The organism is Bittarella sp. HCP28S3_D9 (assembly GCF_052065655.1).
Lineage (GTDB): Bacteria > Bacillota > Clostridia > Oscillospirales > Ruminococcaceae > Bittarella > Bittarella massiliensis.
The window spans coordinates 206,089-232,354 of sequence record NZ_JBQHTP010000002.1 but is presented as its reverse complement, the minus strand read 5'-3'; the positions used below and the strand labels follow the sequence as shown (position 1 = coordinate 232,354).

The following is a 26,266-nucleotide window of genomic DNA, read 5'->3' as shown; positions in this document are numbered from 1 at the left end:
GCTCGTACGATGCCCTTTTGGAGCTGCCGTCCAGCGCCCAGCGAGGCGCGGGGTCAGGGGGTCGGCTCCCCCGCCTCGGCGGGGAGGGGGGAGGGGGCGGCCGACCGCTTCTCGCAGCGGGGGAGGACGACAAAGTAGAGGGTCGCCCCCACCAGGAAGATCAGCAGGATGCTGAGCACCCCCCAGGGGGCGGCCTCCTGGGCGACCCCTTCCAGCACGGCGGCCGGGGCGTCGGCGGCGATCCCCCGGGAGGAGCGGATGACCGAGGCCGCCACCGAGGAGGCCAGGGCCACCACGCTGGGGCCGATGATGGCCGAGAATTTGCCGAAGATGTCGTAGAAGCCGAAGAATTCGCCCGAGCGGGAGCGGTCGGGGATCATCTTTCCGAAGAGGCTGCGGCTGAGGGCCTGGATGCCCCCCTGGCTGGTGGCCACCAGGATGGCCAGCACCCAGAACTGCCAGATGGAGCGGATGAAGAAGCCGAAGACACAGATGCACATGTAGATGCCGATGCCGACCCCCACCATGGTCCGGGCGCCGAAGCGGCCGGCCAGTTTTTGGTAGAGCAGGGCGAAGGGCAGCCCCAGCAATTGCACCAGCAGCAGGGCCAACAGCATTTCGGTGGAGCCCAGGCCCAGGGTGTCGCCGTAGCTGGTGGACATGTGGATGATGGTGTTCACCCCGTCGATATAGAAGAAATAGGCCAGCAGGAAGACCAGCATCTGCCGGTGGCGAACAATTTCCTTCACCGTTTTGCCCAGCCCCTTCAGGGCCTGTCCCACCGCCCCGGGGCGGTAGGGCGCACCGCTTTTCTGGCGGACATTTTTGAGCAGCGGCCAGCTGAAACAGAGCCACCAAAGGGCGGTGAAGCCAAAGGCAAAGCTCAGGCAGTAGATCATCTCCACCCCCACCAAGTTGAGGAGGAGGAAGAGGAGTAGGGGGATGGTACTCCCCCCGATGTAGCCCAGCCCGTATCCCAGCAGGGAGACCTGGTCCATCCGCTCGGGGGAGGTGACGTCGACGAGGAAGCTGTCATAGTAGAGATTGGCCCCGGCGAAGCCCACCTGGCTGACAACGTAGAGCCCCAAGATCCAGAGGCCCACCCGCTCGGCCACGGCGGTGTCGGTAAAGCCGGTGAGGGGGGTGATGGCCAGCCCGGCACAGGAGAGGACCCCCACCGCCAAAAAGATGCAGAACAGCCGCTTGCGCCAGCCCCAGAAGTCGCCCAGCGCCCCCAGGATGGGGGCCAACAGGGCCACCAGCAACATGGCGATGCTGGTGCAGTACCCCCAGGTGGCCATGCTGCTGGCGGAGTCCCGGGTGAAGCCGGCCACGGTGCCGTAGAAGATGGGCAGCACGGTGACCACCACCACGCTGTGGGCCGAGTTGGCCCAGTCGTACATCATCCAGCTCTTTTCCTCTTTGCTGTAACCCTTTAACAGTCCCATTGCGATACCCTCGTCTCTCTCTCATTTTTTGCGGGGGGAAAGGCGGCCGCCGCCTTTGGCGGGCCGGGTCGATCACGACATGGTCGACAGGGGGGCGTTGTAGTAGCCCAGCTTGTGAAAGGCAAACCACTCCTGAATGAGGGGCTCGGGGGCGGCGTCAAGGGCCAACAGGGCCTCTTTGGCAAATTCCAGGGCGGCGGTGCCGTTGGCGGTGACGATGTTTTGGTCCCGCACGGCCTGCCGGGTGAGGTAGCGCTCCTCCCCGGTGTAGGCATCCCCTGCCCAGCGCTTCAAGTCCCCCAGGTCGTTGGCGGTGTGGCGCACCTGGTTGAGGGCCCCGACGGTCCCAAGGAAGCCCGCGGCGTCGCAGATGCCGCCCAGCACCCGCCCTTTGGCCAGACAGTCCTTCACCAGGGGGGTCACCCGGCGGGCGCTCTCCTCCCGCCAGGAGAGGCCGCCGATCAAAAAGAGGGCCTCGTACTCCTCCGGCGCCCCGTCCACAGAGAAGTCGGGCAGCGCCCGCACCCCGCCGATGGAGGAGACGGGCTCCCCGGTCAAAGAGACGGTTTTGACGGCGTATTTGCCGGGGGCCAGCATTCCCAGGGCGGAGGCGAGATAGGCGCCCTCCCAGTCGGCCCACCGGTCGAGCAATACAAGCAAAATGGTCTTCAAGACGACAGCACTCCTTTTTTCGCCGCGCAGAGCTGCGGCCAGCTATTTTTTCCCGCTCTTCCCCGCGTCGGCGACGGCTTAGACCATGTCAAAGCCCAGGGCGCAGAGGAAGGGGATTTTTGACAGGGTGAGGATGGGGACGGTCTCCAGGGCGAAAAAGGCGGTCGGCCCGCCAAAAATCACCGCCACCAGGCGGTATTCGCCCCGTTTGTCCGCCCGGCGCCGCTCCGCTTTCCCCTTTCAGAGATAGGTGTTTGAAAGGATGGGGCCGCGGCCCCTCGCCGCAAAGGCGGTGTGGACGCCGCCCAGCAGGGCCAGGGCGCCCGTGGCACAGACCAGGGCGATCTGCCAGTGGGTCATTGTTGAGACGCCTCTTTCCAGACGGGCGCCGGGGGCGACGCCAGGTGGGCCGCCCAGCACGGGGTCACCCCTATCCTACCACAGCTGCCCGAAATGGCAACCGATCGGGGAGAAAAATGACAGAGATTTTGCAGGGGGGGAGGGGGTCATCCCTTCCAGCCGTGTTCCCGCTTCCACCGCTCGATCTGCTCCAGCCGCTCCCGGTAGCGCTTTTCCGAGCCCTGGTCGGTGGGCTGGTAGTATCGCTTGCCCAGCAGGGAGTCGGGCAGGCACTGCATGGCGGTCACCTTCTCGTCGGCGTCGTGGGCGTACTCGTACCCCTCGCCGTAGTGCAGCTCCTTCATCAGGCGGGTGGGGGCGTTGCGGATCTGCAGGGGCACCGGCTCGGCCAACATCCCCAGGGCGTCCTTCTTGGCGCTCTCGTACCCGGCGTAGAGGGCGTTTGATTTGGGGGCCAGCGAGAGGTAGGTCACCGCGTGGGCCAGGTTGACCGAGCACTCGGGCATGCCGATGAAGTGGCTGGCCTGGTAGGCGGCCACCGCCACCTCCAGGGCGCGGCTGTCGGCCATCCCCACATCTTCGCTGGCAAAGCGGATGAGCCGCCGGGCCACGTAGAGGGGGTCCTCCCCGGCCTCCAACATCCGCGCCAGCCAGTAGATGGCCGCCGAGGGGTCGCTGTTGCGCATCGACTTGTGCAGGGCCGAAATCAGGTTGTAGTGCTCCTCGCCCCCCTTGTCGTAGAGGAGGGACTTTTTGCTGATGCACTGCTCCAGGCTCTCCCGGGTGACCACCGTCCGCTCTCCCTGCCGCTCTCCGTTGAGGACGGCCATCTCCAGGGTGCCCAGGGCGGTACGAGCGTCGCCGTTTGCAAAGGCGGCCACCGCCCGCACCAGTTCGTCGGCCATCTCCACCTGCAACTTGCCAAAGCCCCGCTCGTCCGTCAGGGCGCGGCGGAGCAGTTCGGCGATCTCCTCCTCCTTTAGGGGTTGGAGCACAAAGACCTTGCAGCGGGAGAGGAGGGCCGAGTTGATTTCAAAGGAGGGGTTTTCGGTGGTGGCGCCGATGAGGGTGATGCTCCCCCGCTCCACATAGGGGAGAAAGGCGTCCTGCTGGGCCTTGTTGAAGCGGTGGATCTCGTCTACAAAGAGGATGGTCCGGTCCCCCATCATCCGGCTGCGCTCGGCCGCCGCCATCACCTCTTTGATCTCCTTGATGCCGCTGGTGACGGCGCTGAAATCCACAAATTCCGCCTGGGTGCGGCGGGCGATGATGCGGGCCAGGGTGGTCTTGCCCACCCCCGGCGGCCCCCAGAAGATCATGGAAGAAATCAAATCCTGGTCGATGAGCTGGCGCAGGATCTTCCCCTTCCCCAATAGGTGGCGCTGGCCCGCGAACTCCTCCAGCGTCTCCGGCCGCAGGCGGGCGGCCAGGGGCTGCGACTGGGTGCGGGAATCAAAAAAGCTCTGCTGTTTCAAGCGGCTCTCCCTCCTCTGTGCCGTGTGGGCAAACTTTTGTTTTCTCCATTATACCCGGCGCGGGGGACGAGGGCAAGGGAGGGCAAGGGAGGGCAAGGGAGGGCAAGGGAAGACAAGGGAAGACAAGGGATGAGAACGGGCATTTTTTTTAAGTTGATTTTAGGTGGGGGTGGTAGGATGAAAAGAAAAAATCGATTGCCGCGGCCTTGGGTTTTCCCCGCCGCCGGGGTATAATGGGAAAAACGCCGCGGGCGGGGGGAGATGTCCCCCGGGGGCACCCGACAGGAGAGAGGGGCTGCCGGCCGGGGCGGTGAGAGGAGAGGGGAGAGGCGCTGTGCGATTGCTGCTGGCCGAGGACGAGCGGGAGCTCTCTGCCGCCCTGGTGGCCATTTTGCGCCACAACCGCTACGAGGTGGACGCCGTCTACGACGGGGAGGACGCCCTGGCCTATGGCGAGAGCGGCCAGTACGACGGCATTGTCCTGGACATCATGATGCCGAAGATGGACGGTTTGCAGGTGCTGGCCCGGCTGCGGGAGCAGGGGGTCTCGACGCCGGTGCTCCTCCTCACCGCCCGCGCCGAGATCGAGGACCGCATTGCCGGGCTGGACGGCGGGGCCGACGACTACCTGAGCAAGCCCTTCGCCATGGGGGAGCTGTTGGCCCGCATCCGCGCCATGACCCGCCGCCGGGAGGTATACGCCCCCAACACCCTTACCTTTGGCGATCTCTCCCTGGACAGGGAGCGCTTTGAGGTGCGCTGTGGAGGGCGGGCCCAGCGGTTGGCCAACAAGGAGTTTCAGATGCTTGAAATGCTGCTGCAAAACCCCAGGCGCTACCTCTCCACCGAGCAGTTGATGGAGCACGTCTGGGGGTTTGACGCGGAGGCCGAGGTCAACGTGGTCTGGGTCACCCTCTCGGGGCTGCGCAAGAAACTGGCGGCCCTGGAGAGTCGGGTGCAGATCCAGGCGGCCCGCGGCATCGGCTACCGGTTGGAGGAGAGGGGATGATCAAGCGGCTGCAGCGCAAGTTCGTCCTCATCGCCATGGGCTCCCTTCTGGCGGTGATGGTGGTGTTGGTGGGGGCCATCAACGCCGTGAACTTTGTGCAGATGGACCGGCGAGCGGACCGGCTGCTGGAGCTGATCTCCCAAAATGGGGGCGGGTTCCCGGCAGGGGGGAAGGAGCCCCACCGGGGAGAGAAGCCCCTGAAAGAGGGGCTGTTGGGCCCCGGCATGACCGAGGAGACCCCCTTTGAGACCCGCTATTTTGTGGTGTGGGCCGACGGGGTGGGGCAGGTCTCCCAGCTGGACACCAGCCACATTGCCGCACTCTCCTCCCAGGAGGCCCGGAGCCTGGCAGAGGAGGTGCTCGCCTCGGGGCGGACGGGCGGCTACAAGGGCAGTTACAAATACCTGAAGACCGCCAGCGGCGGCGGGAGCATGGTGGTCTTTGTCGACTGCAGCAGCCAGATGCGCACCGGGCTTTTCTATCTGGCGGTCTCCTGCGGGGTGGCGGCGGCCAGTTTCTTGGTGGTGCTGGTGCTGGTGAGCGTCTTTTCCCGCCGGGCGGTGCGCCCGGTGATGGAGAGTTTGGAGAAGCAAAAGCAGTTCATCACCGACGCCGGACACGAAATCAAGACCCCTCTGGCGGTCATCTCGGCCAACACCGAAGTGCTGGAGCTGGAGGGCGGGGCCAACCAGTGGACCGAGAGCATCCGCAACCAGACCGCCCGCCTGGAGCGGCTGGTCAGGGATCTGCTGGCCCTGTCCCGCATGGAGGAGGGGAGGGTCGCCCTCTCCCTGAGCGATTTCTCCTTCTCCGACGTGGTGGAGAAGGCGGCCGAGCCCTTTCTCGCCCCCGCCCGGCAGAGGGGGCAGACCCTCGAGCTGGCAATCGAGCCAGGGGTCTCCCTCTGCGGGGACAAGGGCGGGGTGCGGCAGCTGGTGTCCATCCTGCTGGACAACGCCGTCAAATACACCGGTGAGGGGGGGCGCATCCAGCTGCGGGCCGGCCGCCGGGGGCGGGGCGCTTTTTTGGAGGTGGCCAATACCGCCGACAGCCTGCCCGAGGGCGATTTGGACAGGCTCTTCGACCGCTTTTACCGGGCCGACTCCTCCCGCGCCCGCGCCACCGGCGGGTACGGCATCGGCCTCTCGATCGCCCGCGCCATCGCCGAGGCCCACGGCGGCAGGATCACCGCCCGCCGGAGCGAGGGGGAGATTTGCTTTCTGGCAGTCCTGCGGGCGGCGGGGATAGAGGGCCCGGAGGGGCGGAAATAAGCAAAAAAACAGTTCTCAGCGGACGGCCGTCTGCTGGGAGCTGTTTTTTTGTTCCCCCTTCCCTTTTCGGGGAGGGCTTGGGGGAACATGCGCCCTTTTTGGCCGAAGGGGTCGAGGGCCTTAAGTTGTTTTTAGGTTGGCCCTGTACACTTTGAGAAAAGGCGGGGGGAGACCCCTGCCGAATGCAAAAAGGAGGCAGCGAAATGGGGGATTACCAGGGCGTCTTTGAGCGCTATGAAAAAAAGTATCTCCTCACCCCCGGGCAGTACCGGGCCCTTCGTCGAGAGATGGAGGGGCGCACCGAACCCGACCAGTACGGCCGCAGCACGGTGTGCAGCGTCTATTTCGACACCCCCAGCTACCGGCTGATCCGCCGCTCGCTGGAGAAGCCCGGCTACAAGGAAAAACTGCGGCTGCGCAGCTACGGCGAGGTAAGCGGCGGCGACCCGGTCTTTGCGGAGCTGAAGAAAAAATGCGGGGGCATCGTCTACAAGCGGCGGGTGCAGATGACCTTGGATGAGGCGGAGGCCTACCTCTACCGCGGCCAACCGGCGGGAAATCCCAGCCAGATCACCCGGGAGATCGACTGGTTTTGCCGCTTTTACGGCGAAGTCGCCCCGCGGATGCTCATCACCTGCGAGCGGGTCGCCCTCTGCGGGGTGCGGGACGAGGGGCTGCGGGTGACCTTTGACCGGGACATCCGCTGGCGGGAGGAGGCCCTCTCCCTGCGGGAGGGGGTCTGGGGCGACCCGCTGCCGCGGCCGGGAGAGCGGCTGATGGAGATCAAGGCGCCGGGGGCGCTGCCCCTCTGGCTGGCAGACGCCCTTGGCGGGCAGGGGGTCTTCCCCATCTCCTTTTCCAAATACGGCAGCGCCTACTGCCAGAAGGTGGGGGGCAGCGCCCCCGCAGACGACCGAGACCTGAAAGAGAAAGGGGCATCCATCTGTGCTTGATTCGCTTTTTGCCAGTATTTTGACGACTTCGTCCGCCGCGGCGACCCTCTCCTTGGGGAAGCTGCTCCTCTGCACCGCCACCTCGCTGGCGCTGGGGGCGGCGATCGCCGCCATCCACACCTTCCGCAACCGCTACACCAAGGGGTTTGTCATGACCCTGGCCCTGCTGCCGGCGGTGGTGCAGATGGTGATTTTGATGGTCAACGGCAACCTGGGCACCGGGGTGGCGGTGGCGGGGGCCTTCAGCCTGGTGCGCTTTCGCTCGGCCCCCGGCAGCGCCCGGGAGATCTGCAGCATCTTTTTGGCCATGGCGGTGGGATTGGCCACCGGCATGGGCTACCTGGCGGCGGCCGCCCTCTTCGTGCTGGTCATCGGCGGGGCGAGCATCCTCTACACCTGCTTGCGATTCGGGGAGCAAAAACAGCTGGAAAAGGAGCTGAAGATCACCATCCCCGAGACGCTGGACTACACCGACCTCTTTGACGACCTGTTTGCCCGCTATACCGCCCACTGGAAGCTGGAGCAGGTCAAGACCACCAACATGGGCAGCCTCTACCGGCTGGACTACCGCATCGCGCTGCGGGACCCGGCCCAGGAAAAAGTGTTTTTGGACGAACTGCGCTGCCGGAACGGCAATCTAGAAATTGTCTGCGGCCGCCTCCCCCTCCTCACCGAGGAGCTGTGAGTGGAGAAAGAAGGCGTATGGATTTGACAGGGAGAAAAAGACAGAAGCTGGCGCTGCTGTTGGCGGCGACCTTGGCCCTTTGGAGTCTGGCGGGGTGCGGGAAGAAGACCGCCGAAGAGACCGGAGAGGAGGAGAGCGGCGCGCCCGCCGTCTCCGCCGCCGACATCGACATCACCTTTACCGCCCGGGACCTGGACGTGGGATACGACGAGGGGACCGCCACCAAGGTGGCGTTTGACGGCTCCGGCGCGACCGTCACTGGCAGCGGTGCGGCCCTGGACGCCGGGGTGCTGACCATCTCCGCCGAGGGGACCTACCTCCTTTCCGGACAGTGGGACGAGGGGCAGATCCGCGTCTCGGTGGGGAAAGAGGAGAAGGTGCAGCTGGTGCTGCAGGGGGTGACGGTGCACTGCAGCACCGGCCCGGCCCTCTACATCGCCCAGGGGGACAAGGTCTTTGTAACCCTGGCGGAGGGGAGCGAAAACGCCCTGAGCGACGGGGGGAGCTACTCCCTGGACGAGGCCGACGGCAACCTTGACGGCGCTGTCTTCAGCCGGGCGGACCTGACCGTCAACGGCTCCGGCGCGCTGACAGTGAACGGCAACTACAAACACGGCATCGTCTCGAAGGACGACCTGGTAATCACCGGCGGGGCGCTGACGGTGACCGCGGCGGGGCAGGCCCTGTCGGGGAAGGACTGCGTCAAGATCGGGGGCGGGACCTTTGTTCTCACCAGCGGGACCGACGCCATTCAGTCGAGCAACGCCGAGGACGCCGGGCGGGGCTTTGTCTACATTGCCGGGGGAACTTTCACCCTGAACGCGGGCAACGACGGCGTGCAGGCGGAGACGGTCCTCTGGATCGACGGGGGGACCTTTGAAGTGGTGAGCGGCGGGGGCAGCGCCAACGCCAGCACCGACGCCGCCGGCGAGGCTCAGCCCGGCTGGGGCCAGTGGGGCGGCGACATGCCCGGCGGAGAGAGGCCGGGTAAAGGGATGCCCGGGGGGATGGGCGGCGCGCCTGATGCGGCCCCCGCCGGCGCCCAGACGGCGCAGACCGCGGCCCAGCAGACCGACACCGCCGGCGCCCAGAGCGGGGACAGCGCCAAGGGGCTGAAGGCGGGGAGCGAGCTGATCGTCAACGGCGGCACCTTTGACATCGACTCGTCGGACGACTCCCTCCACTGCAACGGCGATTTGACGGTCACGGACGGGACCCTCCGCCTCTCCTCGGGGGACGACGGCATCCACGCCGACGGCAGTTTGCAGATCGGCGGCGGCACCATCGAGATCGCCAAGTGCTACGAGGGGATCGAGGGGCTGCACATCGACATCTCCGGCGGTGAGATCGGCCTGGTGGCCAGCGACGACGGCCTCAACGCAGCGGGGGGGAACGACGGTTCCTCCCTGGGCGGCAGGCCGGGACAGAACAGCTTTGCCGGCGACGGGGACGCGGCCACCATCTCCATTTCAGGCGGGGTGCTCAGGATAGACGCGGCCGGGGACGGCATCGACTCCAACGGCAGCTTGCAGATCAGCGGCGGCACCGTCTATGTAGACGGGCCCACCGACGGGGGCAACGGGGCCCTCGACTACGACGGCAGCGGCGAAGTCAGCGGCGGCACCGTGGTGGCGGTCGGCAGTGTGGGGATGGCGATGGGCTTTACCGGCGGTTCCACCCAGGGCTCCATCCTCTGCAATTTCCCCTCGCCGGTGGCGGCGGGGACTACGTTTGCCCTCAAGGACAGCGCGGGCAATACCCTGGTGAGCTACAGCCCCCAGAAGGCCTACCAGTCGGTGGCGGTCAGCTGCCCTGCAATGAAGCAGGGGGAGAGCTACACCCTGTGCGCCGGCAGCCAGACGGCGGAGGTGACCCTGTCCGAGCTGGCCACCACCTATGGCCAGGGGGGAATGGGCGGCGGCCAGATGGGCGGTGCGCCCGGCCAACAGGGCGGAAGGATGCACTAGGGGACGGCGCCAGTACAGGAGAAGAGCCCGGGAGGCGACGGCCTGACCGGGCTCTTTTTTTGGCGGGCGGGCATTGACCGGGGCCGCTGGGAAATGGTATGGTAGGGGGAGCAGATCGCCCGGCTTGGGACGGGGGAGAAGGGGATGCAGATGGAGCGGGAAATCGATGTCTATTCCTACCAGTGCGGGGTGATGGACGCCTTTTGCGAGATGGTCCACGCCCGGGTCAAGAGGATCGCCCTGAGCCATCCCTGCCCCACCCGGGAGGAGCGGGACAGCTACCTGCCGGTGGCGGAAGAGCTCTGCCGGAAATACGGTGTGCACTGTTTTTTGGAGAACGGGGGGCTGGTGACCGACCTGTTTCCCCGCTCCCTCAACGAGGGCAGCTACAACCTGGTGTTTTACCGCCGGGAGGAGGACATTGCGGCCTACCGGGCCATTGGCGAGGAGAAGGCGCGACTGCTGGCCGACGGGGCCTACCGGGGGGCGGCGAGGGAACGGCTGGCGGTGGATTTTGGTCGATTGTTGGGCTACCGGGAGGACGACATTGCGCGGCTGATGGCGGAAAACAGCGACCGGGAACCGTGAGGGGATAAGACGGATGAACTATGTGATTTTGGATTTGGAGTGGAACCAGCCGGTCTCGCAGGACCGGGCTATCGAGGGGTTGGCCGGGGAGATCATTCAGTTTGGCGCGGTGAAATTGGACGGGGAAAAGCGGGTGGCGGACAGCTTTGAGGCGGTGGTCCGCCCCTGCCGCTACACCAAGATGAACCGGTACGTCAAAAAACTCACCGGCATCGACGAGAAGATGTTGGCGGGGGGGATGACCTTCCCCCAAGCGCTGGACGCCTTTCACCGCTGGTGCGGGGAGGATTTTGCCCTGTTGACCTGGGGGCACGACGACGGCCCGCTGCTCAAGGAGAACGCCCGGCTGCACGGCCTGCCCACCGACTGGATCGCCGCCCCCTATAACCTGCAGGTGCTCTTCAACGAGCAGGTGACGGGGGAGAACCGGCAGTGGTCTCTGGCCTCGGGACTGGAAAAGCTGGGGTTGGCCCCAGACGACGCGGCCCACGACGCCCTACACGATGCCCGCAGCACCGCCCAGATCGCCGCCCGGCTGGACTTGGACAAGGGGATCGCCGGGTACCGGGACGCCACCTCCGCCCTCCTCTGTGCCGATGTGCTGGCCAGCGCCGGGTTTCGGGGGCTGGCGGACCCGGCGGCCGCTCTGGAAGGGGCGGTGGGGGAAATCCCCTGCCCTGTGTGTGGGCGTCCGCTGGAGAGGGGCGAGTGGGTAGAGCAAAACGGCGAGAAGCGCATTGCCGTGGCTGCCTGCCCCAAGCACGGGCGGTTTTTCGTGCGGCTCAAGCTGTGGCGCACCGGCAAGACCTTCTCCGCCCGGCGGACGCTCTGCCGGCCGGACGAACAGATCGACGCCTTTTACCGGGAAAAAGCGTCACGCGCCCGGCAGCGGGCGGAAAAGCGGCGTGCGGATGGGGCCGCGGGTGAACAGGCAGGCGAGAACTAAAAAGGCGAGAAGCCGTTTCTCCGTGGGGGGAGGCAGCTTCTCGCTTTTTTGCCTTTTATTGGAAGGGGTACTCCTCTTTCCAGAGGCCGTGGAGGTTGCAGTACTCGTACACCGCTTCGGCCCGGTCGTCGGGGTCCAGCCAAAAGGTGGCCACCGGCCGCTGGTCAGGGGAGAGAGACTTGCACTGGCGGACGCCATTTTTCGTCTCCAGCGCAATCCAGCGGATGGAGTGTTCAGGGGTCATGGGGTGCTCGGCAGAGCCGACGCAGACATGAACGGCATTGCCGTCGATCTGGACGACGGGGAGGTGCTTTTCGACCGCGCCGTCGGTGGTGCCGGGGTGCAGTTCCCCCATGGGCTGGCCACAGCAGACGGTGGGGACGGGGGCCTCCTCTATCATCTCGACGATCTTTCCGCAGATTTCGCACTTGTAGAATTTCATCAGTGAACTCCTTTCGCGGAGAGGGGGAGGGGCATAGGCCCCTCCCGTCTTCTCTTATTGGTGGGTCTATGGCAATTATGTGCGGCCGGTTCGGGGAACATTCGCCAAGAGAGGGGAAAAGGGGAAAGGGGATCGCGGAGCGAGCACAGAAAGAGATGCGCCGTTTTTGATTCGCAACGAAATAGCCAAAAACCGTTTTAAAAGATAGTGCAAGATTCTTGTCTATTGTACATTGAAAAACAAATGTTCTTGTACTATCATAGAGATACAGCCGATGCCGGGCAGAGACGAAACTGGCGAGAGGGTCAATGCTGGCTACAGAGTAGCGAAAACGATATAAATATCGCTTAAATTGTTTCTTTTTAGAGTTAAAAGAGAGGGAAGGCCAGAGTGGATCGCACGGAGAGGTTGGAGAAATCTATCGCGTCGGCGGGGCTGCGGAGTGACGCGCCCTTACAGCGACAGAGAAAAATACCGGTTGGATCGGCAAAGGAGGAGAGAAAATGATTTACCCCTGTTACAACTGCAAGGAGGAGAGACCCTGTGACCGGGAGCACTGCCTGGCGTTTCAGTTGATGCGGCAGCACGGGGAGGAACTGTTGCAGGAGCGAAGGAGGGCCCAGGAGCGGGAGAGGGATGTCCGGCAGACGGAGATGGAGCGCACGGAGATGATCCGGCGCCGGTACAAGAGATAGAAGGTGTGGAGATGGCGACAGAGGAAGAGCGGGTCAAGGCGTTTTTGCGCCAGTATCTGGAGTGCGAGCGGGAGATAGAGGTGCGCGCGGAAGAGCTGGCCAGGTGCCGGTGCCTGGCGGTCAAGACCACGGGTGCAATTGGCGGTGAGCGGGTACAGGGGAGCCGGAAAAACCGTCTCGAAGAGACCGTTGAGCGGATCGTAGAGTTGGAAGAGGCCCTTCTGGAGCAGGTCGAGCGACTGCGGGGGACCAAGGAAGCGGTGGATAGGGCCATTGCGGCGGTGGACAGCGGGGAGCAGCGGGCGGTTTTGCAGATGCGATACCTGGCGGGAAAGAATTGGGAGGAGACCGGCGACGCGCTGGGGTACAGCCTGCGCCACGCCGCCCGCCTGCACAATTTGGCGGTAAAAGAGTTGGCGGGGAGAGGTCAGTTTGTCAAAGCGGGGTGAAGGGCAGCGCCCTTGAGGGAGGATGTCCTTTTTTGTCCCTCCGCCGTGTGCTAAGATGATATTGGAGAAAAGAAGACGGACCCTCCGCTTCTTTTTTTCAGGAGGGCAGGCAACATTTGATGTTGTCTATAAGAAACAAATTTTATTGAAATGAAAAGGAGAATGCAACAATGGCAGTATCTGAAATCAAAAGAGGAACCGAGATGGCGATGATCGATTGCTGTATGATCGTCGTGACCCCTGAGGGCGAGGAGAAGGGTTTGGCCGTCACCTCCAATACCAAGTTGGGGGTGGAACCGCTGGTCGAGGTGACCGAGGCGGTGAAGCTGATCATCAAGGGTGTGCTCAAAGCGCAAAAGCCCGAGGTGAAAACCATTACTGGCCACACCCTCACCCTGACCGACAATATGACCATTTTGGAGTTTATCGAAGTGATGCAGGGCGGCACCCTCACCCGCAACGAGGCGGGGGAGATCACCGGTTACACCCCCCCTGTTGTGGGAGAGGCCTACAAGCCCAAAAAGTTCGTGCTGGAGGCATACTCCTCGCAGATCGACCAGGGCGGCAATGTGATCAAGTACGAGAAGGTCCGTTACCCCGGCTGCACCGGCCAGCCCGTCGGCATCAACTCGGAGGATGGGGTTTTCCGCCTGCACGAGTATGTCATCAACTCGGCCCCCGGCAAGGGCGAGGCGCCGTATGAGCTCTCCTACGTGGACGAGCTGCCCGATGTCGACGCCGTCACTCCGGCCCCCGGTAAATAGGAGAGAGAAGGATGGCTGTTACAACCATTGAAGAGCTGCGCAAATACGCCGACGGCAGCGAGGTGGAACTGCCCGGCTTTACCCCTGAGCAGCCGTTTATCGTTCGACTGCGCAGGCCTTCCCTTGTCGAGTTGATTGTGGAAGGAGAAATCCCCAACCCACTGCTTGGTTCAGCGGCCAAACTATTTCAGGACGGGGTAAGCCAATCCCTGGGATACGACGGCGAGCAGTTTCGGCAGACGGCAGAGGTGCTGATGCAGGTGGCAAAGGCATGTCTGGTCGCTCCCACCTTTGAAGAGATCAAGGCCGCCGGCCTGAGTTTGACAGACCTGCAACTATACAGTATTTACGGCTTTATGCAAACGGGGGTCAATGCCCTTGCCAACTTTCGTACAGGGCAGGGGGGCAAATCCGGTGATCCGAATGGCAGAGCTGTACCAAAAGCGGCCAAGTGAGATTTTGGGACTCGCTGACGAATACACTGCCTACTGTTTTGATGAAGCCTGCGCGTATATTGCGCTTATGGAAAAGAGCGGGGAGGCACCCCGATACCGCGAACAGGCAGTGGGATTTTCACAATTTTATCAGAGATTGGGGGTGAATAGATGAGTGAAGAGCTCAAGGAGCTAGAAAATTTGGAGTATCAGATCCGTCGTGTTCGAGATGAGATGGAGCGGCTGGCAACGAGTACTTCAAACATGGGAAGCGAGTTGGGCGTTTTGAGTGGCCCTCTAAGTGAGGCAGCTCAGAGCTATGGCCTTTTGGCAGCGCCTATTTCTCTAGTAGAGAATGCTCTGGATCATCTAAAAATAAAAAATGAAACAGCGGTAGAGAGCATTCAGCAAATGTTAGAGGGTTTTCTAAACGCCACTGAAGGGACTCGGGGATTTGCAAATGCGGCTGGCAACGTAGGCGAGGCTGCGGCTAACGCAGGTGAGTCTTTATTCAACGCTGGCGAAAAGGGTTTGGGATTGGGACAGACACTTTTGGAGATGGTCTCTCCGTCTGCCTTGGCTACGACGGCTATTGGCCTTTTAGGCGCGGGAATAGGTGCTTACGTAAAAAATATTGAGGAGGCGCGGGCAAAAACCGGGGAATTGATTGCCAGTGGATTCAACGGATTTCAAGAAGGAGTCCAAACGGCACAGGGTTACTTGACTAGTTTTGACGACAGCTTGTTTGTTTCTGCTGAAAAACAGACAGAGATCGTACAGGACATTCAAGAGGTTCAGGCAAATATTCGAGACTTGATTCAAGAGGCCATGGCGGCAAATGGAGAGTATACTACAGAACAGTCCAATAACCTTGATGAGTATTTTGCCAAGCTAGAAGAGCTCAACAGTCAGCAGGTCGCAGCTGAACAGATGAAGAGCGAGGCAATTGCACAGCAGGCTGTAATGATGGCGGAAACCCACGACATGTCCCTTGAGGAATATCAGGTCAATGCGGAGCAGTGGATCGCCACCGCCCAGGAACAGGCAGACAAGCAAAAAGCACTTATAGAAGAACAGACTACTCAGGAGCTGGTACTTCTCAACCAGAGGTATGGCGAAGAAGCCACAATGGAAAATACCAAATACGCTGAAGAGTACACTGCGCTTATGGACAAAAAAAAGAAATCTATTGAAGCAGCCAACGCTGAGGTAGGAGAAGTGACGGCGGCCTTTGCCAGCGGGTATGCAGAGCAAGCAGGTCTGCAGGATATTTTTACTAAGCAGGTGGGGGCGAATCATCAATCCATGGAAGATGAGAACAAGCGATACACAGAAACAATTGAAGCGCTTAATGAGCAGCAATGGACAAGCGAAGAGGAAAAAAACTTGGCCATTGGGAGAGAGACTTCAGAACACCAGAATCGAATGAGCAGCATTTGGAAAAGCCTGACAAAGGACATGTCCCAAAACGAAGTTGAGCAACTGGGTGTTTTTATGGGGATGGCGGCCAATAGTGAGATGTATGGTGGAAAGCTCGACGAAAACGCGCAGAAGACGGCAGAAGCCATTGTCTCTAGCTATGATTCGATGCCCAAAGAGACGAGAGAAGCTATGGAAAAAGCAATGAAACCGATGGTGGAGGAGATGGAAAAGTCAGAACCAAGCCTTTTTAGCAAGGCAATCAACATTGGCAAAGGAATCCTCAGTCGGTTACGCAAGGCTTTTGACGAGCATTCTCCCTCCAGAGAGACCCGCAAGATATTCCGCTTTGTGATGGAGGGTGGGCTGTTGGGGATGGAAGACGAAGAAAAGGGCCTCTACCAGCAGAGCGACGACATTGCCAAGGGAGTAATAGGGCGGCTGGAAAAAGGCCTCCAGAATGCGCGATTGACCTTGCCAGATTTGCCGGGGCAGGATATCGTTCAACAGGTGAATGGAGTTTTTGAGGAGACGGTGCAGCTAGCGGGTCAAAACAGTGATGAACTGGCGGAAAAACTGGCCAGAGCATTGCGAGAGAGCCCAATTCAAGTACGGTCTACTGTGGATGCGATGATTGAAACGACCAATATGGTGGAGTTGGACGGGGAACGAGTAGGACGGTCAATTGCACCAACGATTTCACGGGTATTGGCTCGAAACTTGAGTTAATTGACAAAACCTTCCAAAGCAGAGTATACTGAAAATAAGAAATCTGCGAAGGAGGGTAGATCAATGAAGAGGGGACTGTGCTTTCTGCTGGTTTTGTGCTGCTGCTTAGTGGGATTGATAGGATGTATTCCCTATGAGGATGAACTCGATGTGGAAAAGGATCCACAGTCACAACCGGAAGAGGCGAAGAACTTTGTAGAGGGGCTATGGGAGGAGTACGGGGAAAAGGCAGAGACGTATGAGCTGGCGTACAATATAGAGCGCGGTGTATACTATGATTCTGACTTGGGAACAGAAGTTTTTGAGGTAAGAACACCGGACGGAGTTAAAAACATCGCCAGTGTCTATCCCGATGTAGACACGAAGAAGAACTACACAGGGGAGTACGACCTGTATTTTGACCCCCGGAAACAAGCGAGTGGCCTGCGAGACCTCTTGACAGCGACGTTTCTGGTTTGGGACGAGAACTTAGACGAAGCGGGAGCGCGGGAGAAGGTCAAGGAGCTGATCGACAGCTACAGCGAAGACGAGTACAGTAAAATAGTGGAGTGCGGGGAGATGCGGGTGGTGATTTGCCCCGATGGCAGCACGTCCCATGTGTGGATCTACAAGGCGAGCCGGTATGGATTCTCAGAAGTAAACAAGGAGGAGTACGAGCCGATCACGCCGGAATTGTATGACATAGAACTGAATGCAGGAACCAAAGTGGTAGCAGAAGGAGAGATTTCCTGGATTCATTTACCGCCAGCAAGGGTGACTGGATCCCTGACCAATATGGGTATTGTAGACGATACGGGGAAGGAATACCATATTGAGTACGCGTATAGGTTCCACGGCTTCATCGAGTTTGAGGTGGGACAGCGGATCCGAGTTTATGGGGATACGGGGAAGGCACTATATGGAAAGCGAGTTTTTGCAGACCGGATCGAGGTAATAGAGTAGAGTGCTCGGATGGTTTGCAATGAAAAGAGAAGTTCGGCTTGTAGGGGCCGAACTTCTCTTTTTGTAGGTGAGAGGTGCGTGCAAAACACCTTTCAGAGCAGTAGGTCAAAGAAGAGTTGTCACAAACAATAATTCTGTTTGATTGGATGTGAAAATTATTGTAAAATGACATAAGAGGAGGGGGAGCATGAAAAGGTTTTTGAAGAATGCGCTGGTGCTGCTGGTGGCGGCCACCCTTTTGACCGGTTGCGGGAGAACAAAGCTGATGGAAGCACAGGCCGATGAGGGGTTGGGTCTGGGAAAAGATGAGTTTATTGCACTTTACGACAAACTCATTGTAAAAGAGCTCGCCGGCAATGCGGAAGAAATTGGGGACCTGTCTTCGCCCACGATAACGGAGCACTCCAGCTATATTGACATCTATGGGATTTCTCATCCCTACCGGGAGGTTTTCACTCAATTCAGACTTGAAAATGAACTGCTCATCACCGTAAGAGAGAGGGAGAATGCCAAAACCATTACAAAATTTCACCTCTATGGGCCTGCAACGGTCGGCATGCCATACATACACGCTTTTTTGAACTGTTTGAAATTGAGCCAAGAGGACCGGGAACAGGTGGAGCAAAGCATACAGTCTCTCGCAGATGATGGGGGAAGTTATTCTGAAGACCGAGGGGGATTCCATTTTTATTTTAGTATTGATGGAAAGCTGAAGGGAAACAATAAAAGAATACTTGATTTTGACTTCTCAATAGCTGATGCAGCAACTAGTGGCAGGGGCATCGACCAATAGGAGTAGGTAGCAGAGAAATTTGGAATCCTGGTTTTCAGCGATGGCAGGGGAATGTCTCTGTCTCATGGCAAAGCCATTTACACGGTTGGGGCAAATATACATTTTGAGGGAGCGCACCGAAGGGGCGCCCCTTTTTCGTACCACCATTTGAAAGGCGAACTCTCAAATGGCGGCTTTTATTTTGGGAGGGAGGAATATTGATGGAAAAAACAGCAGGCGGCCGGGTGGGGGAAATTTGCAGGATCGACGGCAAAGATGCATTTGCGACATTTGGCGCCGACTTGGCGGAATGCACCCTCTCGCTGGGAAAGGCCAGCGAGGCGCACCAGAGGACAAGCGGGTCGGCGGACTTTATCCACTACGGGGCGGACAGTGATCTGCGACAGATGAAACTGCGCTTTGTGGTGGGGGGAGAGAGCGACGACGAGGCAGAGCGGCGGATGTCAAACCTGATGAAGGCCTGTCGGAGGTGCGAGGTGGCCCGGGAGAGCAGCGAGATGGCGTTTGACGGGTTTCTCACCGACTGCAGTCGGGAGGAGACGGGGATCGAGCACTATTTCTACCTGGAAATCACCCTGGCCGGCACCCTGCGGGGGGCCGAGCAGGTGGTGTACCTGTCCGACAGCAGCAGCTATGAAAACGGGGGCAACGTGGCTTCGGGCTGTGTGGTGTCCATTTTGCCGACAGAGGATTTGGCGGAGTTGACGGTGGCGGGGATCACCCTGCGCAATTTGAAGGCCGGCGAGCGGTTTGTGATTGACGGGGTGAAAAAGGAGATCACCTGCGAGGGGAAAAATCGGTTTTTGGACACCGACCTCACCGCCTTCCCAGCGTCGTTGCCGGGGGAAAACCGGGTGGAACTGTCGACCCCTGTGCCGGTGGAGATCGCCTTTCGGCCCACTTATTTGTAGAGAAAAGGGAAAAATGACAGCGGTCGAGAGAGGGCGGTGGAGGCCGTCCCCTCTGCCGTGCGGATGAGGAGGGGAAGCATTGCTGTTTTTGTGTGGAGAGGGGAAGCGGCCGGTGGCCGCCATCGAACCCATTCCGGGAAGTTACTGTGTCACCTACAAGCAGGGGGGAGCAGATGAACTGACCTTTGAGGTGCCCAAGAGCGACCCGGTCTACTTGAAGATACGGGAGGAGTCGGTGATCTCGGACGACTCAAACCGGTACCTAGTGAAGGAAAGGGACAGCCACGGCGAGACGGGAGAGTTTTTCTGTCAGCTGGATCTGGACGAGCTCAAGAGCCGGTTTTACAGGGCGTACAGGAGCGAGGAGACCCTGCCCGACCTGTTTGCCCGCCATCTGCCCCCGGAGTGGCGCTGGGAGACCGGGGGACTGGTGAGCGAAAAGCGGGTCGTTGAGCTGGAGGCGGGGACCGATTTCGACGTGCTGGAGAAGGCCAGAGAGGTGCACGGGGTCTGTTACCGGTGGGACGTGCCCAAACGGCTGCTACAGGTCATCAAACCCTCGGAGGTGGCGCCTTCGGGGGAATTTTTGACAGACGAGCTGAATTTGCTGTCGGTGGGCTTTTGTGGGGAGACGGGGGACTTTGCCACCCGGCTCTACCCCTATGGCAAAGAGGACAGAGAGAGCGGCCAGGTGCTGAACATCGCCTCGGTCAATGAGGGGCTGGAATATGTGGAGGACCACAGCTACAGCGGCAAGGTCATCTCCGCCTGCTACCGGGACAAGGACTGCGAGGACCCGCAGGAGCTCAAGGACAGGGCCATTGAGATGCTCAAGACCCTGGCGGTCCCGCAGCGCTCTTACGAGTGCAAGATCGCCGACGGCGCCCAGACCTTTGCCCTGCACCAGGTGGTGACCCTTTTGGACCGGGAGGAGGGGGGACGAGTTGACCACCAGATCGTGGAGTACCGGGACTTCCCCCTCTGCAGGGAGAAAAACACCGCCACCTTGGAGGGGCTGGGCCGCCGCCTAGAGACCGGGATCAAGGAGAAGATCGGGGCCCTGGACCGAGGCCTTGCCAGCGGGGAGCGGCGGCTAAATGAATTTGTGGTGGATGCAGACGCCACCTATGCGCGCATTTCAGAGACCTACACCAAGGGGGAGACCGACGCGGTGATCGCCAGCCAGGTGACCCAGGCAAAGGATGTCCTGCGCACCGAGGTCAGCGAGACCTATGTCACCGGGGAGGAGATGCAGAAGCGCGCCTCGGAGATCGAGCAGCGGGTGGAGGAGATCACCCTGTCGGTCAGCCGAACGGGGGGCGACAATCTGGTGCGGGCGTCCGGCGCCCGCCTGGGGCTGGAGGATTGGACGGTGGCGGGGACGGTCTGTTGCGATGACGGGGCGGACTGCCGGCGCAACACCTCGGCCGGGGCCGCATTCCTGTTGGGGGAGGGCCTTGAAAACAGCAGCGGGAGATTGGCCCAGACGGTGAAGCTGGTGCCGGGGGGACAGTACGCCTGGTATTTTCGCTGCAAGTTGGAGAAGGGGATCGCGACCGGGGCAAGCGCCTCCTTTGGCGGGGTGACCATCGACCTGTCGGGCGAGATAGAGGAGTGGACGGAGCACACCGGGGCCTTTGTCGCCCAGGACCAGAGCGGAGAAATCGCCTTTTCGGTTGAGGAGGGGCGGCTCTGGGTGGCGGACATCACCCTGGTAGAGGGGCTGGTCTGCACGGCTTGGCAGCAGGCGAAAAATGAACTGATTGCTGGCAGTGTGTCGGTGAGCGAAAGGGGAATGGAGGTCGCCCAGGCGGGGGACCCCTTCTCCGCCAGGATCGACAACCGGCAGTTTTTGATCCACAACACCGACACGGGGGAGGATGTGGCCTATTTCAACAAGGACGAGGGGCGAATCTCCAAATTGACGGCAGAAGACGGGCTGACCGTCCGCCGCCGGGGGAACCAGAGTGGCGCTCTGCGTTTGATGCCTGTCGAGGGCGGGGTATTTTGGATCGTCAACGACTGAGGGCGGAAGCGGAGTTTTGCGCAGACCGACAAGAGGAGGAAATAGAGGATGGCGAGCAGCGGAAGCTGGTACACGAATTTCGGGGGCGGGCACTATCAGCTCACCCTGTCCTGGAGCGCCTCGCAGAGCGTTTCGGGAAACTACAGCGACATTTCGGCGCAGCTGTACATCACCTGTTTTGGCGGGTGGTCCATCAGCGCCAACGCCACAAAGTACGGAAACATCACCATTGATGGGGACCAGATCGACTTTACGACGGTCATCGGCTCTGTCAGCGCGGGGAACACCCCCAAACAGCTGGCCAGCGCCAGCAAGCGGGTCTATCACAACGCCGACGGCAGCAAATACTTGAATATCACCGCCTCGCTGGGGGTGGACGTGACGATCTCGGGGGTTGGACACATTGGGACGGTGAATGTCAACTCCTCCAACTCCCTGGACGACATCCCGCGGGCCAGCTCGGTTTCCCTTGCCAATTTTACGGCTGGGGACAATGTGACGGTGAACATCAGCCGGGCCAGCGGGAACTTCACCCACTCGATTCAACTGGATGTGGGCGGGGTGGCCATCAAGACAGCCAGTGGGGTGGGGACCAGCCACACCTGGAGCTTTACAGAGGCGGATATCAAGAAGATCTACGCGGCCATGGGCTCGGCAGGCTCGGCCGGCGCCACAGTTTGGTGCAACACCTATTCGGGGAGCACTCTGGTGGGGGACGCCCACACCAACGCCACCTGTTACCAAGTGGGAAACAGCGCCCTGCAGACGGCGCCGACCTTTGTGGTCGGCGACAGCCGAACCTACACCGTCAACCGCCTGCGCGGTTCGGTGAGCCACACCCTGCAGCTGTTCGCCGGGTCGACCCTCATCCGCACGGCGACGGGGGTGGGGACATCGTACTCCCTGACACTCACCGAGGCGGAAATTGCCAAAATCTACGCCCTGGGGACATCGGTGGCCACCAAAATGGTCTGCACGGCCTACCACTGTGGTCGAAACATCGGCACATCCCAGCTGACGGGGACCGCTTCGGCGCCGCCGGTCAGCAGCATCACCAGCAAGCCGGACCACACCATCGGCAGTGGGTACACCACCTCCATCTCCCGCAGCCGGAATGCGGTGAGCCACACCCTGCGGCTCTATGTGGCGGGGCAGATGATCAAGGAAATCGGCGGGGTGGCGACCGCTTATACCTGGACGCCCACAGCGGCAGAGGTGGCGGCAGAGTATGCGGCCACCCCCAACAGCAACACGGTGGCGGCCCAGGCCACCGTCTGGTGCTACCACTACGGCAAACTCATCGGCACCGCCACAGCGGGCGGGACGGCCACCGTTGACCCAGCTGCGGCAGCGCCGATTTTTTCTGGCTTTTCTTTTGCCGACACACGCCCTGCGACAGCGGCCCTCACCGGGGACGACCAGGTGCTGGTGGCAGGGGAGAGCACCCTCAAAGTTACCGTGCCCGCTGCACAGGCGGCCAGAAGTACCACTGGCGCCAGCATCAAGCAGTACATCCTCTACTGCGGAGGGTCCACAGCCACAGGGGGCTATGCGGCTTCGGGAAATGTTTCCATCCAGATGGAGAGGGCCAAAGCGGGGAGTGTGCGGCTGGCAGCGGTGGACAGCCGGGGAAACCAAACAGTGGTGGAGCGGTTGGCCGCTTTGGTCGACTACATTCCGCCGCGGGTCACCCAGATGCAGCTGCGCCGGGACAACAATGTGGACAACAAGACCAAGCTGACGATCAAAGGGGTGTGGTGGCCGGGGAATTTTGGCGCGGCGGACAACGCGCTGAAGGCCCATTACCGGTACAAGGTCACCTCGGCGGAAGAGTTTGTCGAGGGCGACGTCATTCCCCTGACTTTTCAAAAGGGGGAGTGGTCGTATGAGGGGTACCTGCCCGGGGACATGGGAGCAGAGGGATTTGACTTTCGGAAGTCCTTTTCGGTTGAGGTGACGGTCGAGGATGCCCTCAATGCTGCGGCAGAGACCGGGACGGTGGATCGCGGCATCCCCACCATGCACATGGACAAGGGCGGTGTGGGGATCGGGAAGATCCGGGAGAACGGGGCGCTGGATGTGGAGGGGGACGTATATTCCGCAGATAAGAGATTGGTGCGTGTAAATGAAGCCATGCTGTATCGTCGCCAGAGAGATAGTAGTGATACGCTGGATGATGCCGCCAGTGAATATGGATACAACTACTCGACTTCAGAGTCAGGCCTTTACGGCCCGTATATTTCAGCGGGCGCTCTCAACGGAACTGCCACATTACAATTGGCATCGAATACCCAGAGTGGGCATATTCTGAGATTTCGCACAAAAGATGTGACGACGAGTAAGTGGAATCCGTGGAGAACGGTCTATAATGATGCCAGCAAGCCGACGCCTTCCGCTATCGGAGCAGCTGACTTATTGGGAAGTATTGCAAGTCCAAGATATATTTCTAATGGAACAAACTTTGATAATATAAAAACTCCCGGTTGGTACCAGTGTCAATCTAATGCCTCAGTTACCAACAATACCAATATGCCAGTAAAATCAGCGTTTGTTATGTCTGTAATAAATAATGGGGGAATTATACAACAGGTTTTTTGGGTATATTCGAACGACACCTCGTATGCCCGATCCTATTATGATTGGAGCAATACATGGTCTTCATGGACAAAATACTATACGGACAAGAGTAGGCCTACACTGACAGAAATTGCGGCGGGTGAATATAGTACGGGAAGTTGGACACCAAACTGTGCGCAACTTAACCTATCGTCAAAAGTAGGATCGTATACTCGAATTGGGAAAATGGTCTACGCGGCATTTGAACTACATATTTCAAGCCGCAAAGTCGGAGCAGGAGAAATTTCTATCACCGGATTGCCATATACCAGTAACAGTATTGGGGCAGGCGGAATTTTCTACTCAAATGTGCTTTTCTACGCCAATGGCAATACCGGTACACCGATGACATCTGTATTTGTTGGATGTTATTCGGGATCGTCAACGCTCAAATTGATGGGATGGGCAGACGGTCGACCATGGACTTTAGGGGGAAATGAAGTGTTTTACAGTGGAGATGTCATTACTGGTGGTATTACTTATCGCATAGCTTAGGAGGAAAGAGAATGGAGCAAATATGTATTGCTGGACGAATGATAGAGTTGTTGGATGATCGATTGGAATTTCGCCTTTTAGAAGTGTCTCCCAAATCCTGTACAATTCAGGCGCAACTCAGGGTAGATATAGGAGATGGGGAAATTTACATGATTCCTGAACCGCACAATGAGGCGATACTCAATTCACCAGAGGGAAGACAACGCTTGTCAGTGTATCCGCAAACTGTGCAAGACTGGCTAATTCCCGGTATTTGGGGAGAAGAAGCTTTAGTAGAAGAGAAAAAAGAGCTAGGAGCATTTAGTCAATTGGAGAGGGATCTGGGAGAAGAATTTAAATAGCATTCATAGAAATTTAAGAGCCCCCGCCTTTTAAGGCGGGGGCTCTTTGTGTTCATGGATTTCCCTCATATCATAAGAGCGGCATGCTTTCCAGAGAAAAAGCCAGCGGCACACATTGTGCGCCGCTGGCTTTGGCGGAGAAGGAGGGATTTGAACCCTCGCGACGGTTTCCCGCCCTACTCCCTTAGCAGGGGAGCCTCTTCGACCTCTTGAGTACTTCTCCAAAGTCAAAGGAATCATCTATAGAATAAAGTTGAGAGCTGGCGGAGAGGGTGGGATTCGAACCCACGGCTCTTGCGAGTCACTGGTTTTCAAGACCAGCTCCTTAAACCGCTCGGACACCTCTCCATGGCAAGTAACATCCATTATATTAGCATAATGCCCCCCTGCTGTCAACGGGAATTTCCAATTTTTCAGGGCGCAAAAGAGCCCGTCCCTCCGGCTTGCGGGAGGGGCGGGCTTCCTGCAGAAAACAGGGTGGTTTGGCGAGGTGACGGGATCAGTCGGCCAGCAGCTGGTGGAGGACTTTGCCGTCGACCCCCTTCATCTCCAGTCCCAGAAGGGCGGCGAGGGTGGGGGCTTCGTCGACGATGTCGCAGCACTCCAGTTCGACTCCCGGTTTGACGCCGGGGCCCACCAGCATAAAGGTGGGCTGAGGGCCCTTTTCGGGCAGGTGGCCGTGGGTGGCGACGCTGTATTTGTAGTCGGAATTGTCCGCCGAGAAGACCAGCGGCCCGGTCAGGTTGTTGCTGTAGGCGTAACCGTCGGCTCCCTCCAACACAAAGGCGAAGTCGCCGGTGAGGCGGTGCGCCTTTACCTCTTCATTGGTGAAGATGGTCTCGATGCCCAGTTCGCCCTCGTCCTGCCAGCGGCGCAATAGGGCGGCCACCCGGGCGCGCAGGTCGCTGTCGCCGGGATTTTTTAGATAGACGTGGGCCGAGTGGGCGGCGGAGTTGACAAAGACGTCCCAGTCCTTTAGGCTGCCGTCCTCGTTCAGGCGGATGAGCCCCTCCTCCACCAACTTGATGTTGGGGCAGACCAGGTGGTCCACCGGGGTCTGCCCGTGGTCGCTGGTGATGCAGAAGGTGGTGTTTTCCAGCTCGCCGCTCTCCTCCAGGGCGCGGACGATCATCCCGAACTCCTTGTCCTGCTGGATCCAGGCGTCCCGCTTGAGGCCCTCGGCAAAGACTCCCAGATTGTGCCGGGCGTGGTCGACGGCCGACAGGTGCTGGAAGAAGACGTCGGGCTTTTTCTCCCTGATCATGTAGGCCAGGGCGTGGTTGCAAAACCAGTCGAAGTAGGGGTCGCTGAGGCCCTGGAGGATCTGCCCATAGGCGGGCCAGATCTCCTCGATAAAGGCGGGGGTGCTGCTCTCCATCAACTGGCGGCGCATGTCCTCAGGCCGGAAGGACCAGTCCCAAATTTCTGCCACGTTCCAGTCGATGTCCAGACCGCCGGTGGTGGGCCAGAAGACGCTGCCCACCTTGTAGCCGCTGCGGTGGGCCAGCTCGGGCAGGGTGTCCAGCGCCTGGTAGGGGGTGCGGTAGTGGTACCAGATGGGCAGCGGGTCGCCGGGGGTGAACTGCTCGTTGTGGACGATGCCGTGCCGGTCGGGGTAGCAGCCGGTGATCATGGACGCGTGACAGGTGTAGGTCAGCGACGGGTAGACGGTTTTGACCCGCTTGACCCGGGAGGCCCGTTTGACAAAGGGGCCCAGGTTGGGCAGGGTCTCCATGAACGCGGTGTCCTCATAGATCATGGCGTCGATGGAGAGAACATAGAGCTTTCTCTTTTGCACGGAAAAAACACCCTCCTTTTTTCGGGCAAGCGCCCGCA

At 60.2% G+C, this 26,266-nt stretch carries 23 protein-coding genes and 2 tRNA genes; 18 read left to right on the top strand and 7 right to left on the bottom strand.

The window, feature by feature from the left end; translation table 11 throughout:
- Positions 1-53: 53 nt before the first annotated feature.
- From ACTNAU_RS02500 to ACTNAU_RS02490, 3 genes are all read right to left on the bottom strand, one after another.
- On the bottom strand, positions 54-1,448 hold the full coding sequence (locus ACTNAU_RS02500) for an MFS transporter (RefSeq protein WP_441097450.1): 1,395 nt from the start codon (positions 1,446-1,448) through the stop codon (positions 54-56).
- 72 nt (positions 1,449-1,520) lie between these two features.
- Positions 1,521-2,120 carry a DJ-1/PfpI family protein gene (locus ACTNAU_RS02495; RefSeq protein ID WP_185915641.1) on the bottom strand — a complete coding sequence of 200 codons (600 nt, stop codon included), beginning with the start codon at positions 2,118-2,120 and terminating at the stop codon, positions 1,521-1,523.
- A gap of 506 nt (positions 2,121-2,626) precedes the next feature.
- On the bottom strand, positions 2,627-3,955 hold the full coding sequence (locus ACTNAU_RS02490) for a replication-associated recombination protein A (RefSeq protein WP_441097449.1): 1,329 nt from the start codon (positions 3,953-3,955) through the stop codon (positions 2,627-2,629).
- 334 nt (positions 3,956-4,289) lie between these two features.
- Between ACTNAU_RS02490 and ACTNAU_RS02485 the strand changes: the two genes are divergently transcribed.
- From ACTNAU_RS02485 to ACTNAU_RS02455, 7 genes are all read left to right on the top strand, one after another.
- Positions 4,290-4,964 (top strand): response regulator transcription factor, encoded by a 675-nt coding sequence (locus tag ACTNAU_RS02485; RefSeq protein ID WP_441097448.1) that lies wholly within the window; start codon positions 4,290-4,292, stop codon positions 4,962-4,964.
- Complete coding sequence (locus tag ACTNAU_RS02480) at positions 4,961-6,235, top strand: sensor histidine kinase (RefSeq protein WP_441097447.1); 1,275 nt, start codon at positions 4,961-4,963, stop codon at positions 6,233-6,235. The genes ACTNAU_RS02485 and ACTNAU_RS02480 overlap by 4 nt, the downstream gene beginning before the upstream one ends.
- A 203-nt stretch (positions 6,236-6,438) precedes the next feature.
- The gene (locus ACTNAU_RS02475; RefSeq protein ID WP_441097446.1) at positions 6,439-7,188 is read left to right on the top strand and encodes a polyphosphate polymerase domain-containing protein; all 750 of its coding nucleotides are present in this window, start codon (positions 6,439-6,441) and stop codon (positions 7,186-7,188) included.
- Positions 7,181-7,873, top strand: coding sequence for a DUF4956 domain-containing protein (locus ACTNAU_RS02470; RefSeq protein ID WP_441097445.1), 693 nt, complete (start codon positions 7,181-7,183; stop codon positions 7,871-7,873). Before ACTNAU_RS02475 ends, ACTNAU_RS02470 begins: the two co-directional genes overlap by 8 nt.
- 17 nt (positions 7,874-7,890) lie before the next feature.
- On the top strand, positions 7,891-9,840 hold the full coding sequence (locus ACTNAU_RS02465; protein WP_441097444.1) for a carbohydrate-binding domain-containing protein: 1,950 nt from the start codon (positions 7,891-7,893) through the stop codon (positions 9,838-9,840).
- A 150-nt stretch (positions 9,841-9,990) separates the two neighbouring features.
- A complete protein-coding gene (locus tag ACTNAU_RS02460) occupies positions 9,991-10,428 on the top strand; it encodes a hypothetical protein (protein WP_441097443.1) in 438 nt (145 codons plus the stop codon).
- Positions 10,429-10,441: 13 nt separating this feature from the next.
- Positions 10,442-11,374 (top strand): exonuclease domain-containing protein, encoded by a 933-nt coding sequence (locus tag ACTNAU_RS02455; RefSeq protein WP_441097442.1) that lies wholly within the window; start codon positions 10,442-10,444, stop codon positions 11,372-11,374.
- Between the two features lie 55 nt (positions 11,375-11,429).
- Here ACTNAU_RS02455 and ACTNAU_RS02450 read toward each other — a convergent pair whose 3' ends face one another.
- Positions 11,430-11,816: a desulfoferrodoxin family protein gene (locus ACTNAU_RS02450; RefSeq protein WP_185915650.1), complete on the bottom strand. Its 387-nt coding sequence runs from the start codon at positions 11,814-11,816 to the stop codon at positions 11,430-11,432.
- Between the two features lie 503 nt (positions 11,817-12,319).
- Between ACTNAU_RS02450 and ACTNAU_RS02445 the strand changes: the two genes are divergently transcribed.
- The 11 genes from ACTNAU_RS02445 (at position 12,320) to ACTNAU_RS02395 (ending at position 24,430) form a co-directional block, all read left to right on the top strand.
- Complete coding sequence (locus ACTNAU_RS02445; protein ID WP_059003539.1) at positions 12,320-12,511, top strand: hypothetical protein; 192 nt, start codon at positions 12,320-12,322, stop codon at positions 12,509-12,511.
- A gap of 11 nt (positions 12,512-12,522) precedes the next feature.
- Complete coding sequence (locus ACTNAU_RS02440) at positions 12,523-12,960, top strand: sigma factor-like helix-turn-helix DNA-binding protein (RefSeq protein ID WP_441097441.1); 438 nt, start codon at positions 12,523-12,525, stop codon at positions 12,958-12,960.
- Positions 12,961-13,130: 170 nt separating this feature from the next.
- A complete protein-coding gene (locus ACTNAU_RS02435; protein ID WP_185915652.1) occupies positions 13,131-13,724 on the top strand; it encodes a hypothetical protein in 594 nt (197 codons plus the stop codon).
- A gap of 11 nt (positions 13,725-13,735) precedes the next feature.
- Positions 13,736-14,179 (top strand): hypothetical protein, encoded by a 444-nt coding sequence (locus tag ACTNAU_RS02430; RefSeq protein WP_441097440.1) that lies wholly within the window; start codon positions 13,736-13,738, stop codon positions 14,177-14,179.
- Positions 14,180-14,329: 150 nt separating this feature from the next.
- The gene (locus ACTNAU_RS02425) at positions 14,330-16,306 is read left to right on the top strand and encodes a hypothetical protein (protein ID WP_441097439.1); all 1,977 of its coding nucleotides are present in this window, start codon (positions 14,330-14,332) and stop codon (positions 16,304-16,306) included.
- 63 nt (positions 16,307-16,369) lie between these two features.
- Complete coding sequence (locus ACTNAU_RS02420) at positions 16,370-17,248, top strand: hypothetical protein (protein ID WP_441097438.1); 879 nt, start codon at positions 16,370-16,372, stop codon at positions 17,246-17,248.
- Positions 17,249-17,435: 187 nt separating this feature from the next.
- Complete coding sequence (locus tag ACTNAU_RS02415; RefSeq protein ID WP_441097437.1) at positions 17,436-18,041, top strand: hypothetical protein; 606 nt, start codon at positions 17,436-17,438, stop codon at positions 18,039-18,041.
- 200 nt (positions 18,042-18,241) lie between these two features.
- A complete protein-coding gene (locus tag ACTNAU_RS02410; protein WP_441097436.1) occupies positions 18,242-18,952 on the top strand; it encodes a hypothetical protein in 711 nt (236 codons plus the stop codon).
- A 79-nt stretch (positions 18,953-19,031) separates the two neighbouring features.
- Positions 19,032-20,978: a phage tail spike protein gene (locus tag ACTNAU_RS02405; protein ID WP_441097435.1), complete on the top strand. Its 1,947-nt coding sequence runs from the start codon at positions 19,032-19,034 to the stop codon at positions 20,976-20,978.
- A gap of 48 nt (positions 20,979-21,026) precedes the next feature.
- A complete protein-coding gene (locus ACTNAU_RS02400) occupies positions 21,027-24,089 on the top strand; it encodes a DUF859 family phage minor structural protein (protein WP_441097434.1) in 3,063 nt (1,020 codons plus the stop codon).
- Between the two features lie 11 nt (positions 24,090-24,100).
- Complete coding sequence (locus tag ACTNAU_RS02395; protein WP_185915660.1) at positions 24,101-24,430, top strand: hypothetical protein; 330 nt, start codon at positions 24,101-24,103, stop codon at positions 24,428-24,430.
- Between the two features lie 132 nt (positions 24,431-24,562).
- Here ACTNAU_RS02395 and ACTNAU_RS02390 read toward each other — a convergent pair.
- The 3 genes from ACTNAU_RS02390 to ACTNAU_RS02380 form a co-directional block, all read right to left on the bottom strand.
- Positions 24,563-24,653: transfer RNA gene (locus ACTNAU_RS02390), tRNA-Ser, on the bottom strand.
- A gap of 38 nt (positions 24,654-24,691) precedes the next feature.
- Positions 24,692-24,778, bottom strand: a tRNA-Ser gene (locus ACTNAU_RS02385).
- Between the two features lie 151 nt (positions 24,779-24,929).
- Positions 24,930-26,228 carry an alkaline phosphatase family protein gene (locus ACTNAU_RS02380; protein WP_441097433.1) on the bottom strand — a complete coding sequence of 433 codons (1,299 nt, stop codon included), beginning with the start codon at positions 26,226-26,228 and terminating at the stop codon, positions 24,930-24,932.
- Between the last annotated feature and the right edge of the window lie 38 nt (positions 26,229-26,266).